General features: G+C 45.3%; 9 protein-coding genes. 4 read left to right on the forward strand and 5 right to left on the reverse strand.

Annotation, left to right across the window (positions count from 1 at the left end; genetic code table 11):
- Window positions 1-16 precede the first annotated feature (16 nt).
- Complete coding sequence (locus tag G9Q97_RS10520) at window positions 17-1,447, reverse strand: alanine/glycine:cation symporter family protein (RefSeq protein WP_166146621.1); 1,431 nt, start codon at window positions 1,445-1,447, stop codon at window positions 17-19.
- A 310-nt stretch (window positions 1,448-1,757) separates the two neighbouring features.
- Here G9Q97_RS10520 and G9Q97_RS10525 point away from each other — a divergent pair, with 310 nt between their 5' ends.
- Together G9Q97_RS10525 and G9Q97_RS10530 are read left to right on the forward strand one after the other, a co-directional pair.
- The gene (locus G9Q97_RS10525; protein WP_166146623.1) at window positions 1,758-2,585 is read left to right on the forward strand and encodes a CvfB family protein; all 828 of its coding nucleotides are present in this window, start codon (window positions 1,758-1,760) and stop codon (window positions 2,583-2,585) included.
- 147 nt (window positions 2,586-2,732) lie between these two features.
- Entirely contained in the window at window positions 2,733-3,656 is a 924-nt protein-coding gene (locus G9Q97_RS10530; RefSeq protein ID WP_166146625.1) for an ROK family protein, read from the forward strand.
- On the opposite strand, the gene G9Q97_RS10535 is transcribed toward G9Q97_RS10530, so the two are convergent.
- The 4 genes from G9Q97_RS10535 to G9Q97_RS10550 form a co-directional block, all read right to left on the reverse strand.
- A complete protein-coding gene (locus G9Q97_RS10535; protein ID WP_166146627.1) occupies window positions 3,646-4,035 on the reverse strand; it encodes a hypothetical protein in 390 nt (129 codons plus the stop codon). The genes G9Q97_RS10530 and G9Q97_RS10535 overlap by 11 nt on opposite strands.
- Window positions 4,036-4,524: 489 nt before the next feature.
- The gene (locus G9Q97_RS10540; RefSeq protein ID WP_166146629.1) at window positions 4,525-6,762 is read right to left on the reverse strand and encodes a hypothetical protein; all 2,238 of its coding nucleotides are present in this window, start codon (window positions 6,760-6,762) and stop codon (window positions 4,525-4,527) included.
- A gap of 27 nt (window positions 6,763-6,789) precedes the next feature.
- Window positions 6,790-10,731: a heparinase II/III family protein gene (locus tag G9Q97_RS10545; protein WP_166146631.1), complete on the reverse strand. Its 3,942-nt coding sequence runs from the start codon at window positions 10,729-10,731 to the stop codon at window positions 6,790-6,792.
- A 427-nt stretch (window positions 10,732-11,158) separates the two neighbouring features.
- Complete coding sequence (locus tag G9Q97_RS10550) at window positions 11,159-12,184, reverse strand: nucleoside hydrolase (RefSeq protein ID WP_166146633.1); 1,026 nt, start codon at window positions 12,182-12,184, stop codon at window positions 11,159-11,161.
- Window positions 12,185-12,370: 186 nt separating this feature from the next.
- On the opposite strand from G9Q97_RS10550, the gene G9Q97_RS10555 reads away from it, so the two are divergent.
- Complete coding sequence (locus G9Q97_RS10555) at window positions 12,371-14,278, forward strand: hypothetical protein (RefSeq protein ID WP_166146635.1); 1,908 nt, start codon at window positions 12,371-12,373, stop codon at window positions 14,276-14,278.
- Window positions 14,278-15,426: a PKD domain-containing protein gene (locus G9Q97_RS10560; RefSeq protein WP_246255597.1), complete on the forward strand. Its 1,149-nt coding sequence runs from the start codon at window positions 14,278-14,280 to the stop codon at window positions 15,424-15,426. The genes G9Q97_RS10555 and G9Q97_RS10560 overlap by 1 nt, the downstream gene beginning before the upstream one ends.
- Window positions 15,427-15,510: the final 84 nt, after the last annotated feature.

The raw sequence follows: 15,510 nt of genomic DNA on the forward strand, positions 1-15,510 counted from the left end.
AGGAATGAATTCAAAATTAATCGATCTTATCCCATTCCTCTGTATTCTCCACATTCAGGGTGTCGGAATTGAAGGTGGGATCCAGTCCTTTTTTCCTTTGTTCCATGTAGTCCCTCAAAGCTGCCATGGCAGGCTTTCTCAATAGAAAAATAGCGATAATGTTCAACCAGGCCATCATGCCCACACCGATATCACCCAGGGTCCAGGCCAGGGCCGCTGTACGAATGGTGCCGTAAAAGGTGGCAACCAAAATCAGTGCCCTCAGTAAGAACAGGGGCCACTTTTGATTGTTGTCTCTTTGTAAAAAACTCAGATTGGTCTCTGCAATATAGTAATAAGCCATGATGGTGGTAAAGGCAAAAAATGCCAGGGCAATGGCAATAAAGCCTGGCCCCAGATTAGGAAAATGTTCACTAATAGCAAATTGTGTGAATTCAGGACCAATCGGTACACCGGGCAAATTTTCAACAAGGAAGCCGCCCTCGGGATTGATCACATTGTATTGTCCCGTAAAGAGAATCATGAAAGCGGTGGCAGTACAGATAAACAGGGTGTCCACATAAACAGAAAAAGCCTGAACCAGGCCCTGCTTGACAGGGTGGCTTACCTCTGCGGCTGCGGCTGCATGTGGGGCTGTTCCCTGACCGGCCTCATTGCTGTAAATCCCTCTTTTGATTCCCCAGGAAATGGCCATGCCAAATATTCCTCCAAAAGTAGCATCCATATTAAATGCCGAAGAAATGATCAGTTTGATTACCCCTGGAATTTCTGTAAAGTTAAGTGCCATAATGATCACAGCCATCAGGATATAAGCGGCGGCCATAAAGGGTACAACGATCTGGGCTACTTTTCCTATTCTTTTAACACCTCCGAAAATGATCAGGGCCAGAAAAAAACAAATTACCAATCCCGTTACCCATACCGGAATTTGGAAAGCATTTTCCACGCTCAGGGCTATGCTGTTGCTTTGAACCCCAGGCAGGAAAAATGCAGTGCTGAGAATGGTGGCAAAAGCAAAAAGCATGGCATACCATCTGATGCCAAGGCCTTTTTCGATGTAGAACGCCGGACCTCCCCGGTATTGGCCTCCCTTGATTTCCTTGAACATCTGACCGAGTGTGGCCTCAATGAAGGCTGAAGCACTACCCAGGAATGCGATGATCCACATCCAGAAAATAGCTCCCGGACCTCCCATGGCAATCGCAGTGGCCACTCCGGCAATGTTTCCGGTGCCTACTCTTCCGGAGATGGCGATGGCAAAGGCCTGAAAGGAACTAACCCCTTTTTCAGAAGACTCCCCCCCAAACAAAAGCTTGATCATTTCCCGGAAATACCTGATTTGAAGAAATTTGGTAATAATGGAAAAATATACTCCGGCAGCCAAACAAAGGACAATCAGTGCATTGCTCCAGATGATATCGTTGATGGCATAAATAATAGGCTCCATGTAAAGTTTTGGCTAAGGTCAAGTCAATTTCTGATCACAAAGAAAACCAAATTATGCTTAATTCTCATTTTGACCTCAAAAATTATCTGATAATTTAAAAAAATGGCAACTTTTTTGAAAATAGTCTTTTCCGCAAAGCATTATTTGAAATAGTGTTTGCTTATCTATGGGCACAGTATAGAGATCCATTTTTTTTATTGTAAGCATGCTCTTTTTTGTCACTTTTTTTAAACCCGGGCGAAACTGTAAAAATCATTACATTTGTGCAGGATTTATGGTGAAATGATAGGAATCCCTACGGAAAAACAACATGAAGGAATTAGGAAAAATCAACCAACTGCCCATCAACCGGTTTACGGACAATGGTGCCTATTTAATGTTAAGCGACCAAACGGAAGTATTGATTCCCAAACGCTATTTAGGTGGTACTGAAAAAGAAGGGGATATTCTTGAAGTTTTTGTCTACACCGATAGCGAAGACAGACCGGTGGCCGTTACGGATAGGCCCCTGGCATTATTAGATCAGTTTGCGGTTTTGGAAGTCAAGGAGGTAACAGGTATTGGCGCTTTCCTGGATTGGGGTCTGGAAAAAGATTTGCTGCTTCCCAACTCAGAAATGCACCAAAAAGTCAGCAAAGGCGATAAAGTACTGGTCATGGTCTGTATAGACCACAAAACCAACCGATTGCTGGGAGTGAGTAAATACGAAGATTTTATTTTGTCTGATACCAGTATTTTTGAAGTGGGCCAGGAAGTGGATGCCCTGGTATTTGACAAAACGGATTTGGGGTTTAAGGCGCTGATCAACGGGTTTTATGAGGGATTAATTTATGGCAATGAAACCTTTAAGCCCCTTGAGGCTGGTGATAAAGTAAGGGCTTTTGTAAAGAAAGTCCGGGAAGATGGTAAGATTGATTTGCAATTGACACCAATAGGCAGACAAAAATTTGAAGAAGGAGCAGCCGCCATTCTGGAAATTCTGGAGAAAAATGCCTTTTTACCATTGAATGATAAATCCAAACCGGAGGTCATTCAGGAAACACTGGCTATGAGCAAGAAGCAATTCAAGCAATGTATAGGCCAGTTGTACAAGAAGAAAAAAATCATTATCAAAGAAGATGGCATATATTTGGTCTAGGTCAGAATATCCGTTTTATTTATTCCTTTATCGGGTTAAATAGCGAAATTAGAAGAAAAACCTATATTTTTACCAAACCTACCAATTTGGTAATAGATGAAATTCCCCTCGGGAAGAATATGATACCTTTAAATTGAAAAAATTATAATGGATAAGAAAACGGAAAATTTTTTAGGAATTGATGTAGGAGGTACCCATGTAAAAATAGGACTGGTCAATACCAAAGGAAACATCATTCAATTTGCTAAGGAAGAAACAGCTTCACTAAGAAAGCACCCCCAAGGGTTTAATTTGGGATTTGTGGAAACCGTAGGGAAATACCTGAAAAAATATCCTGAGGTAAGGCATGTCGGAATTGGTCTTCCCGGATTGGTCAGCAAGGACCGCACCACCACCCTTGAAATTCCTGCCATTGGAGAATTAAATGGTTTCAACCTGAAAGGAGCTTTATTGGAAAAATTTCCAGACATCATCTTTCATTTGGAAAATGATGCCAGTGCTGCAGCAGTTGGTGAATTGCATTTTGGCACAGGCGATAACTCTGATAGTTACTTATTCATTACTTTGGGTACCGGTATAGGAAGTGCTCTTATCATTGATGGAGAGGTTTTTAAGGGCGTAAGGGGAAATGCCATGGAAATGGGGCACATGTTGTCGAGAGGAAATAGCCGCCTCGAACCCCTGATAGGCCGGAACGGTATCCTGAATATCGCAAAGCGCATGCTGGATGCTTTTCCCAATGATGCGGGAGAATTATCCCAAGTGGAATTGGGCATGCATGTACTGGTAGCTGCAGCCAACAAGGGCAATGGAGTTGCTCTGAAAACTTTTGCTGAGGTGGGAGAAATCATGGGAGAAGCCATCGTGTCCACCATCCGGATCCTTGACGTAAATGAAATTTATTTCGGAGGAGGAATTTCCGCAGCACTTCCCTTCATCCTTCCCAGTATGGAAAAATGCATTCATAAATATTTAAGTCCTTACTATCTCTCTGATTTGAAGATGCAGCGTGCGACATTGGAAAATGATGCCGGGACCCTTGGAGCAGCAGCTTTGTGTTTTATGGATTAAGCGAGGTAATGGTCACTTCACTCACTTTGCTAATGGCATTTAGGCGAAAAAGAACCTTCAGGGGTTCTTTTTCTGGTTTTACCCCACATTTGTCTGAGGGTTCAAGAAAATAGATAAAAAAACTTTGGCTTTTATCCACTAGCTCAACTCTGTCTGGTCGGCCAAAAGTCTTGATGATTTCCTGATTGTAACTAGCCAGAAAGGTGTTTTTTATCCGTTGCAATTCTTCAACATCTTTTATCCTTAACCCAAGACACCCGTTCCTGTCTTTTTTCCAGGCTTCCAGATCCATATTTCCTGCATCCAGTTTGCTTGTGCAGGAGGAAAGGTAAATTGTGTATAAAAAAGTAAAAATTAAAAAGGAACAGGGGTATTTCATAGTTGATTTTTTTCCAAAGCCGTTGATGCATTCTGAACGCCAAAAGTAAGCAGATAGTTTGGGATTTTTTTTCAGAACTAGCAAAAGGTGCACCACAGATATACCCAGATTAGCACAGATTTTTTACAATGGTTCCTTGTAGTGTAGCCATTTTCGGGGTAAAGTATACGGGTTCGTGACTATGGCAGGCTTATGTAGATGGTTGACCCTTTACCATGGGCTAAATTTCACGACTACTATATCGGTCGACTTAGTATCCCTCAAAGGGTAAACAGATGCTAAGCCAAAAATGTCAACTTTCAACAATGAAAATTCATAATGTCCTTTTAAGAGGGGAATCTTTGGAGGTCCTGAGGCTGATGTTATAAAAAGCACCAGGCCAATGGGTGTTTCAATCCTGAACCATAAAGCTTAATCCCGTTGTGAACCAAATCTCCCTTTGCAAAGAGCGTGAGGCCTGTCCTGACCAAAGTCAGGAGGAGATTCCTGTTATAAGTCTATAGGTTGAGAGGCAGGAAGATGGTATTCCTTCCCCTGATAATTCAGGATTACTTCCCTGTCTGCTTCTGCCCGGATCACTTTGTTGTTTTCCAGCTGAAGCACAAATTGGCAGCTGGTATTGAAGCTTACATCGGCTACGCCATCTCCATCCAGATCCATTTCCTTGCCTTCACCTCCGGCCGCAGTGAGCCCGATATAGGATTTTTCCCCAATTTCTGCCAAGGCCGTGGAAAAGCCACCTTCAGTCCAGGAAAAGGAGGCCAGCAAATCTTTCGCATCGGGATTTTCTGGGGATTTGGGATAAACCATCAGGTCTACTGAAGGTTCCTCGCTTTCAAACCTTACCGGCTTAAGCCAGCCATAGGTGCTTCGGATGGCCTCCGCATCGGAATGGATCTGTGCCTCCTTGTTCAGGCTGATAAAATACTGCCGGTCTCCATCCTGCTCGAATCCGGTATAAACCATCTTTTCGTTCACTCCGGTTTGGAGCGGTCTTCCGTCATTTTCCAGAAGGGGTACGGTCAGGCCGTAGGGTAAGGATTGAGGACTGCTCAGACGACTTACGACCAGATCAGGAGTGACGGTAAAATGTTGTTTGAAATAAGGGCCACCCCTGCCGGTGACATAGGAATAATGCAAGGTGAATTTAACCAACAGGGGATGAACAAAGTGTATTTCGGGTATGGCCTGATAATTGGCCGCCAGATCAGCGATCCTAACCCAATGGTCCCTTTCCACCCATTCCGGTCCGAATGTCACCCCGCTTAATCTCCTGTAAGTGTCCAGGGTATCTCCACTGCCCGTTTTCATCATGTAGCGGGTACCGGCTTTCAGGTCATGCTCCCCATCTGAAGGCCCCAGTCTGGCATCCCATCCCGATTTGCTAAACCTGATTACTCCTAAAGGGGTCCAGCTCAGGTTATACTTGGGAATGCTCGCACCACGCAGGTTGGCCACCACCTGCAGCCCCCCCGCATTGGCAAAGAAGGCTCCAAATTTATCGTCTGTTTCCAGGGCATAACCTCCAATTTCAGTTGGAGCCGGTTCTTCTGAAATATCCGATTGCCTGCTCAACCAGGCCTCAGAAAGATGCTGGATCGTGGCTCCTGTATAGTTTCCCCATTGACTTGCAGGTTGGTAGCCTACCCTCAATCCCGGTTCAAAATGATTTTTGGTGATATAAAAAGACCCTTCCCAGGGTTGATCAGTTCTTTGCCACCTCAAAATACTGTTGAAAGCCAGATTGGCTGCCCGTCTGTATTGGCCTGCCAACAGGCTATCCCCTTCACGCAGCGCATCTTCTGCCAGGCTTTCGAAAGCCAACTGGTACAGCACATCGTTGAAGATATGGTTATCCGTCCGGCCGTTGGCGGGTGCCTGCCCATCCGGGGCCTGGAGCAGCAGGCTGGTATGTGTACCTCTCCGGATAGCAGATTTCATTTCTCCGGCAGACGGACCATCATAGCCTTCCATTACCAGACCAATCAGATTGCCCCGGCCTACCGCCTCCACAGCCAGGGATTGGGGGTCACTGCTCCAATCCTGGTATAAATTCCACTTGTCACTCATTATCCTTACACGCTGAGAAAGCTCATGCCAGGCTGTTTCGATAAAATCTACTGCCTGATCTCTATCGACCAAACCCAATTTTACACGGCTCCATTCCCCTTTCATGGCATAGGTCCTCCAGTTATTGATCCTCCCATCAAAGTTCTGCATGACCACAGCCAGTGGTGTCTTCATGCGATCTTCCCATAATTGGTATTTATCGGAAGAAATATGGGGTCGGTAAAGCTCCAGGGCATGGGCCAAAGGGCTGATAAAGAATTCTCCATGCTCATCGGGAATGGACTTTGTTCCCGCAGCAAAATTGCCGGTGCTGTGCTCCATGGCAAGGATGCCTGCTTCTTTTAAACCTTCTCCTCTTCCTGCTTTCAGCAATACCCCAACCGCAAAAGCAAAATAGGGGGTGGCATATTGGTGCTCCCTATTCAGGTAAGGGTCGATTATGGCCCCTGATGCATCCTGGTGTCGGGCTACAACCTGACAGGTGGCTGCAATGGCATCTAAAAAGGCAGATTTATCTTGAAGGGAGGCCTGCCAGGGTTTTGCCGTCAGGTGAAAGGGTAGTTCGGGAAGCCTTGTTTCCTGGGCATAAATCTCAGTCAGACTAAAGCAAAAAAGAGAGAACAAAAAGACAACTTTATACCAAAGATATTTTTTCATGGCTTGATTTTTTTCAGGATTTGTTTTTTAAAATTGAAATTGGATGACCTCACTTTTACCTTGATACTTAACGCTGAGACGCATGTTTCTGGCTCCCGGGCGGGATCCATTCAAAATTTCAACTTGTACTTCCGGCTTTTCCATTTGGTACGGAATCAGGCTGGTGATGAACCTTTTATTGCTTTTTGTTTTCTCCATCTGGAATGAAAAAGCGGGCCGGGGTTCTTTTTTTGTGTAAACAAAAGAAACCTGACCTTTCGCCTCTGCGAGTGAAAGTCCATCCTGGGAAAGGGCTTGGATAGCAAGGTTATAGCCCTGCTCAAAATTCGTATTGGCAGACAGGGTAGTGCGACTCATATCAGCTGGTCCCGGTGCCAATTGAAAATTGAGGTCCAATTGGCCTGTGGCTTTTCCTATAGCCTCATCGATAAGGATAAAAAATGACTTATTGACGAATATTACGGCCCTGCGGTGAGCCAGTTCGGGATAACTCTGGTTTTCTACTACCAGAATATCGTGTTTTTCACCCGGTTGCCAAAGTAATAATTGGGGAGCGTATGCGGCATTTGCACCATCCAGTGTAAGTGTTTGATGGACTTTTGTTTGCCGGAACCAGGACCGGTTATCAGGATCTCCACTGTAAATAAAGCTTCCTGAATCGGGGGTAAGGTTGCGTCCCCCGGCATACAGTTCAAAGGTGCCATTATCGGGTTGGCTGTGGCCGCCGCCATCAGGCCCACACTTTAAAACCATACAAATGGCTTCCTTATCCCAACTGCTTCGCATGGAATACAGGCCACTTTCCCGAAAAGCAAAAGCGGTTGCATCAGGTTTTTCGCCTTGTTGACCTTCGCTGGCTACATACAGAATGTCAGGACGATCGAATAATTCGGCCCATTCCTTCAGCCGGTCGTAATATTGACCTGGCTTTCCGGTCCAGGCATCTCCAAATTGGGGCGTGGTACCGTCCGGGAAGGCAAGTTTCATGGGGACCTCAAACATTTTTTCTATTAACCGGAGGTAATCATCAGAAAATAGGTGGCCAAGATTATTCATTTTGGCCATTTCATAACTGCGTAAAAACCAGCGGATACTGCCCATATGGTAACCGAAAGCCAACTCCCTTTGGAGGCCATCAGGATACACCTGGTTTTCGATTTCCTGGTTGAATCTGTTTACTGCTTCTTGTAACCAAAGCTCTGATGCTTTAAATTCTGGAAAGCTCATGGCAATAAAAGCCAGGCCTTCTGCCTCCATCAGCGCCCAATTGCTGCCTGCAGAGTATTTGCTCATGAGGTAATCGGCATGTTCGTGGACAGCAAGCATAAAGCTTACCAGCGCTTCGGGGGTAAAGGAAGGGGAGTCCAGGAAATACTGGAAAAGGTTGGTCCACCTGTGGCCACGGATACCCGCTTCGATGGACCTCCAGGCAAATTGATGTGCTTCATCCCTTGGGTTTTTTTCTACCCAATCCATCATTTGAAGGACCCATTCTCTGGCATACTTTTCCTCACCTGTATGCCAATAGGCCTTTGCCATGGCTTCCCAAAAGCTCATGCGGTTCAATTGCCAAACCCATTCGTTATCACTTACGGGCCGGCTTGCCCAATCAATGTCTTCCCCCACAAAAAAGGAGGGATAGGCAGGCTGCCCCACCATAATATGGGCCAGGGCATTGTTGGCGGTTTCCATCTCCTTTTCACTGGCTTTGAATTCCGGCTCTTTCATTTGTTGTCTGTCAACAGGGTGTTTCACTCGGTCTCTTTCTCTGTAATACTGTAGCATTTGCCGGGTGGCTACCAATGGATTGCCGGTACTATCAGGATGTTTTACCCGGATTCCCTCATCAAATTTCATTAGGGGATAAAGCTGTTGAAATTTTTGGTGGAAAGCCCGGGTGGATTTTCCATAGACCTCATCGGATTTATTGTCTAAGGATAAGTTATATCCTATGGTTCCCTGATTTTCATCTGAATTGCGGATGCCTTCACCTCCATTATTTCTGCTCGTATTATTTTTTACCTCAAATTCATTTGTACCTGCCATCCAATGGTCCAGAAACAAGCCATGATGATCATTTCCTTCAAGGAGGTTGTTCTCCACCAAGAGGTTTTTGGTCTCTGTGACATGAATACCATGAAGTTTGTTTCTGGCGGCTTCATTTCCACTAAGCGTAACATTCAGCCCAAAAGAAAGGTGGATGCCGGTACCCCAGGGAGAATTACTAAACCTTCCATCGGTAACTTGAACATTTTCTACCCTTGTCAGGTGAAGGTTATGGTGCAGTCCCTTTCCGGGAACTACATTGGAACCATTGTCGCTGAAATCACATTGGATAAGCTTTACATCTTTGGCTCCACGGATGGAAACGCCATGCTTGGTAAAGTTCCTTACCGTGACATGAGCTAATTGGATGTTTTGCATTTGCCCTTCTTTTTCTGCCGAAAAAACCAAACCTTCCCGTCTTAAAGCCGACTGCCGGGCCCTTTTCCTCCGGCCCTGGTTGGGGTCAGTCCCGGGATCTACCGATTCAGCTCCTTCCAACACCAAATGCCGGATGACTACATTGTTTATCTCCGGGTCTTTGTTGCCCATGGTCAATCCCGATTTGCCCTTTTCAAGGATCAATATGGTAGCTTCCCCCAGGCCTTCCAAATGGGTTTCCCCGGGGATAAGTAATGTTGATTCCAATGGGTAGACACCTGCTTGTAAAAAAACTTTTCTTCCTGTGCCGGCCACTTGATCCAAAGCCTTCTGAATGGATTCTCCGGGGCTGACAACCAGGTCCTGCTCCTTGATATTTTGGTCCGGATTTTTCATCGCTCCGGTAAGCGTACGGGCATTTTCCAGCGGATCATTGAAGCTTGTATGTATCGCGGAGGAGGATGGAGCCCTCTGGGATATCAGGAAATACCAGGAAGTAGATGGCCGGGTTTTCTCAATAGCTTTACCGGAATAGGGCATCTCCATCTTTTTGATACTGGTGTAATGCTGGTAAACGGACTCGTAAATATCTCTGAACTCCCCCCTTCCTCTGGAAGAAATGGATCCATATACTGGTACATCCTCTCCCAGCATGTACTTTGACGTATATTCAAAGCCCAGGGCTAGCCTTCGGTCTGCCACCTGATAAAAATCCATGCCCTGGGTCCATGCTACCTGTGCCGCCTTGGCCAATTCGCCCAGGCCCAGTTGCACATGGGGCCAGTCTCTGGTGGATTCCTGGATCTGACCTGTAGGGTAAATGTATTTGGTTATGCCGCCGTTGTTAGGACCCCAGTAAAAGCGTTCGGCTGCCCGCTGAAAAATATCAGGTCTGTCGGTGAAGATGCCTATGCAAAGCATGGTATGGATCATGGCAGCATCCCAATTGCCATTGGCTTCTGTAAAAAAATCGCGGATATAAGGATAATAAACGGTCAGCATCAGCTGTTCAAATGCTTTGATGTCTTCCTCATGCCAGTCCTCATAGGAATACCTGAGTATTTCAGCGGCGTTCAGAAAATGCTGTCCGGTCAATGCAGCAATCAACTTGGCGTCATTGTCATCAAAGTCCCACAACTTTTCTGACCAGGCAGCGAGTATGGAAATGGCTTGCTCTGCATGCGCTTTATCCCCGGAAATGTACCAAAGCAAAGCATGTCTGTAAGCTTCAATAGCACTGGCTGACAATTCGCGATGGCCCTGACCCTGCCTGCCATAAGATCCTCTTACCACATGCGTAAAGGCTTCTGCTTCAAAATCCAGGGAAGTCTCTTCTTGCAAGCGTTGGTAGGCAGCCACCCACTGCTGTTCTCCCGAATTTATTTTGTCCTTCATGTGGTCCAGATCGGCTTGGCTTTGGAGCATACCCGGGTGGACAAATTGCCGCGGAAATACCAGGGGAGGCTCTTCAAGGCTGTTTTGGGAAAACAAGGGTATGGCGTGAAGGAACAGAAAAAATATAAACTGTGCGGTTTTTATTTTCATCTATGGGTTTGGGTTTATTGGCAGATCAAAAGCCTAAAATAAACAGTTCAGCTTAGAATTGCTAAAAAAGCCATTACTGTTTGGTATACCCGCAAATCAGGAAATTCCAATCAGAAATTGTCAAGAATTAACAGGGTATAGAAAGAGAGAATTCCTGATTTGAAACAATAAAAAATATCAATGAATAGTCAATAGACCCCCAAATTCAAAGTTGAACGGGCAGTTTTACCCTTCTCTGTGATTCCTTCCGCAACCACCTGATATAAACTACTTCCATCAGAAGTATAAAAGCTTACAGTGGCTTTACCCGCTTCATCCGTTTTGACACTTGGATTCCAATAAAGGGTACTTCTGCTATCCCGGCCATCAGCTACCTGGTTCCCACCATATTTGGGTGAATAGAACTGCCTGGATTTGCTGAAACCACCTATTGGTCCTTATATTGTTGGATTTTTTTGAACATATCTCCGAAAATTCGGTCCCGGTTTAGGTAGGTGGCCACCCTGTAGAGGTGCCGGGTATGGTCAAAACTGTAGGTAAGCCGATCGGTGAGAATTGGACTGCTCCTGATTTCCGTACTAAACCAGCCAGGATCAATGACATAGCCAATGGCAGAAATATCCCATATTACCTTGGACCAGCCAAATCCATCAGCGGGTTGGTATTCGTTAAAAATTTCCACCAGGTAATCGCCTATAGCACCCTGACCACTCAGGTAAGTTTCTACTTCGGCAACGGTAGTCAGTAAATGGGAAGTGACCGGTTGGGTAGGAATCTGAATCAAGGGCACCCCGGAGTCAAAAAGTACCTGGGAAGCGATGGGGTCCTGCATCAGGTTAAATTCGGTGGCAGTTTTCCAATTGAGCCCCTTTCCGCCCAACCAGACTACTACAATTTTATGAATGATTTCAGGTTCCATCAGGATGGCAGAGGACACATTGGTAGGTGCTCCTAAAGTTAGCACGTACAGTGGTCCATCTGCTTGCATGGCTCTTTCCACCAGGTCTTTGGCAGCGGGACTTTCAAGGGGCTTTTCCGGGCTTTCCAAAAACGCCTCCGAACCCCGATAAACAAAATCATTACGTTCCATTCCCAATTTGTCCAGAAGGCGTTCAATTTCTTCAAAGCTTTTTTCCATACCGTCTTTTGGGCTAACAGAACGATTGTTCAGATAAGGTGCTGCATAAATGGCAGATACGTTTATGGCTTCCGGGGATAGCAGGGCATAGACTACTGCAAATTGATCATCAATCTCGTTATAGGTATCCGTGTCTATCACTACTTCCACCTTACCTTCCGGGGCTTGCAATTGATTCAACCGAAATGCTTCCGGTAAAGTAGGGTAATCTTGAGAAAAACTGGGAGAAAGTGGTAAAAGCACAAGGAGACATAGCAACAGGAACTGACCAGAATTCTGGAAAAAATGGAAGAAAGTTTGCCGGGAGATTTTCATAAATGGATAGAGTGGATTTGGATTTCTTTTTTTAAATACCTAAAAGGTAAAAACAACCTGGTTACAATGCAACTTAATATTATGGAAAATGAACCTGAACTTTTTGAGAATTAAGCATTAAAGCCTTTTTTATCATTTCAATTTGATGGCATCTTTTGTTATATTCCCGTTCCAAAATATCCTTTGATGAAAAAATTACTGAAGCCCGGCCTGGTACTTTTTCTTTATTCGCTGTTTTATCCTGGTTTTTCCCAGGTAGAAATGGATTCCATTAAATCGGTACCTTACCACTCGCCTGCTCCGCCTCCGGAATGGGCCTTGCTGCAAAGGCAATTAATGGATGCGCTCTATCCGGCAGCCATGGAATTCGTAAAAAAATACACCCATCCGGATGGAACCTTGATATGGAGGGATGAATGGCCCGGAATGGACGGATCGGATGATGGCTATGAAAGTTTTTACAATTTCCCCCTGTATTATGCCCTGGGAGGCCCTGATGAAATAGATCCTCTTTCAAGAAAACTATGGGAAGGGGTAACCCGGCAATTCACCGAATATGGTCAGATCGTAGATGAATTTGATGCCGGCTACGATTGGATGCATCACGGGGAGGCATACACCAATTTTTACTTTTTTGGTTTGGCGGATCCCACAGATAAGAAAATGAGGCAAAGAGCCTTGAAATTTGCTGAAATGTATTTTGACGACGGTACGGAAAACTCCAATTTTGACAGTGATCTCAAAATCATCCGTTCCCCCCTTAATGGCAGTTTGGGGCCCAGAATGGTTAATACTGCGGAAGACTGGGTGACCCATAGACCCATTCTATCCAACTACCCGCTGCCTTACGATGATATCCCAAATGTCAGCTCTGGTAAAGACTGGAACAATGACGAGAAATTTGCCTATATCCTGGAAGCTTTGAACGAACGGATGATGAAAGGGGATGTTCCCCTGAACCTGGCATCCACGAGTTTGATGTTGAATGCCTTCATGTATACCGGAGAGGAAAAATACAAGGACTGGGTACTTGATTATGTAAAAGCCTGGATGGGCAGGGTGGAAAAAAATGGAGGCATTATTCCGGACAATGTGGGCTTATCCGGTGAGATTGGCGAGCACATGGATGGCAATTGGTGGGGTGGTTATTATGGTTGGAAATGGCCACATGGGGTAAGGAATAAATTGGAGGCCACTACCATAGGTGCTTCCAATGCCTACCTGATATCAGGAAATGACAGTTACTTGGAATTGCCCAACTCCGTTATTGATGCCATTAGCAGGGAGGCAAGGGTAGAAAATGGGAAAAAGCTTTTGCCCCACCGTTATGACCAAAGGGGCTGGTACGATTACAGGCCCTTGCAGGCCATGTATCCCACACATATCTGGTACATGTCCAGAAAAAAGAAAGATTGGGAAAGGGTAAAGGAGCTGTTGGATCCCGAAGAAATGAAGCAGCTGAAATACGTTAAAGGAAAGGGAGAGGAGCGAAACACGGCAACCTGGATGGGTTATTTAGAAGGAAATGTTCCAGATTATCCGGTAGACATCTTAAAGGCTACCTATCAGGAAATGCAAGATCGACTGGGAAAAATAAGAAATGACACATCCACCCCTGATCAACAGGATGTGCACCATTGGCTGAACCTCAATCCGGTTATATTGGAGGGCCTGGTTCAAACCATGCTGGGTGCGCCCAACCATATTTATCATGGAGGCTTGTTGCATACCTCGGTCCGGTATTTTGATCCTGAAAGGCAAAGATCCGGCATCCCCCCCAATATGGCTGCCCTTGTAGAGCAAATAACAAGGGCAGGAGTATCACTTACTTTGGTTAACCTTCATCCCACGGAAACGAGAAAGGTAATTGTCCAGGCTGGTATGTTTGGAGAACACCAGATCCATAGAGTAAATCAAATCGAAAAATATCCTTACCAGTTCGATACCGTAGACCATAAATTCTTCCAGGCAGAAATAAGCCCCGGATCAGTAGTGAAGCTGGAAATAGAAATGTCCCGATTTAAAAATCCTCCCAGTTATGCTTTCCCCTGGCATGGTGAGGAGATTCCCATTTACGAAAAAGAATATGAATAATGATTGATCCCGGAAATCGGTTGAGTTTTGGTTTGATTGTAAACCTGTTACTCTTTTCTGCTTCATCGGTGTGGTCTCAGGAAACCACTCCCGTGCCATATGCTACTGCCCGGGAAGGGATGGTTTTTAAAATTTATCAGTTTTCCCCGGAAAACATGCCTCAGATTGATGGCAAAGCAGGTGATTGGGAAAGGGTACCCGATTCCTACACTTATGGCACTTCTTACCTAAAAGATACGGAAGATGGGCATGGGGCTGAGATTGACACTACCGACATCAATGTTCGGGTGAAAGTAGGATGGGTCAGTGGTTTGAACCGGTTATATTTTTTATATGAGGCCTATGACGATTTTTGGGATTTCGAACGGTTTAATCCCAAAGGATATTTAAATGACATTTTCGAAATTGTGGTAGACGGAGACATGTCCGGCGGGCCTTTTATTTATAATCCGCTCCTTCCGGAGGCCAGAAAATGGGGAAATCATCCGGTACATATCCAAAACCATTTGGCATTCAGTGGCTATCATGCCCAAAATTACCATATTTTTACTCCTCCGGTTAACGGCAGCTGGACCTTGATTTGGGGAGCCCAACCCTGGATTGCTGCTTTCCCTTTTGCACATCATGCTTATGATTTTGATTTGGAACATGGGGCCTCAGGAAAATTAACGCTGGAATTTTGGATTACCCCCTTTGACCAGGCACCATTCGAAGGACCGGATCATGCCCTGGTATCTCAGCTTTATGAAAACAAGGTAATCGGTTTATCCTGGTCGGTATTGGATTTTGATGGAGGAGAGAGGGATGGCCATTTCAATTTATCGCACGACACAAGAATGGTATCAGACGCCTCCTACCTGTGTGCGTTCAGGTTGATGCCCCTGGAAAAAGACCAAAAACCGCAAATAAAGGCTGATTGGTCTTTTGGTTTGATGGAGCATAAAGACAGAACGGTAGCTTTCAGGGATGAATCCCTTGGAGCGGTTGAAGCATGGTACTGGGATTTTGGAAACGGTGCTTATTCCACGGAGCAGCACCCCGTGTATCAATACCCGGAATCCGGAGTACATTATAATGTTACTTTAGAAGTATCCGGTCCGGCTGGAAAAGACAAGAAAACCCGTTTTTGGGAGGTAATGGTCCCCTGAAACAATACATGTTCAGGTCGAATTGGCCGGCGATTTGAAATCTACGGCCTGATTGAGTACCAACTTTTAAAAACTTTTTCCTAA

It is taken from the genome of Cyclobacterium plantarum (assembly GCF_011290685.1).
Classification (GTDB): domain Bacteria; phylum Bacteroidota; class Bacteroidia; order Cytophagales; family Cyclobacteriaceae; genus Cyclobacterium; species Cyclobacterium plantarum.

Bases quoted from the DNA above. Each gene is read 5' to 3' on its own strand.
- G9Q97_RS10520 (WP_166146621.1), bottom strand. From the start codon at position 1,447: ATGGAGCCTATTATTTATGCCATCAACGATATCATCTGGAGCAATGCA.
- G9Q97_RS10525 (WP_166146623.1), top strand. From the start codon at position 1,758: ATGAAGGAATTAGGAAAAATCAACCAACTGCCCATCAACCGGTTTACG.
- G9Q97_RS10530 (WP_166146625.1), top strand. From the start codon at position 2,733: ATGGATAAGAAAACGGAAAATTTTTTAGGAATTGATGTAGGAGGTACC.
- G9Q97_RS10535 (WP_166146627.1), bottom strand. From the start codon at position 4,035: ATGAAATACCCCTGTTCCTTTTTAATTTTTACTTTTTTATACACAATT.
- G9Q97_RS10540 (WP_166146629.1), bottom strand. From the start codon at position 6,762: ATGAAAAAATATCTTTGGTATAAAGTTGTCTTTTTGTTCTCTCTTTTT.
- G9Q97_RS10545 (WP_166146631.1), bottom strand. From the start codon at position 10,731: ATGAAAATAAAAACCGCACAGTTTATATTTTTTCTGTTCCTTCACGCC.
- G9Q97_RS10550 (WP_166146633.1), bottom strand. From the start codon at position 12,184: ATGAAAATCTCCCGGCAAACTTTCTTCCATTTTTTCCAGAATTCTGGT.
- G9Q97_RS10555 (WP_166146635.1), top strand. From the start codon at position 12,371: ATGAAAAAATTACTGAAGCCCGGCCTGGTACTTTTTCTTTATTCGCTG.
- G9Q97_RS10560 (WP_246255597.1), top strand. From the start codon at position 14,278: ATGATTGATCCCGGAAATCGGTTGAGTTTTGGTTTGATTGTAAACCTG.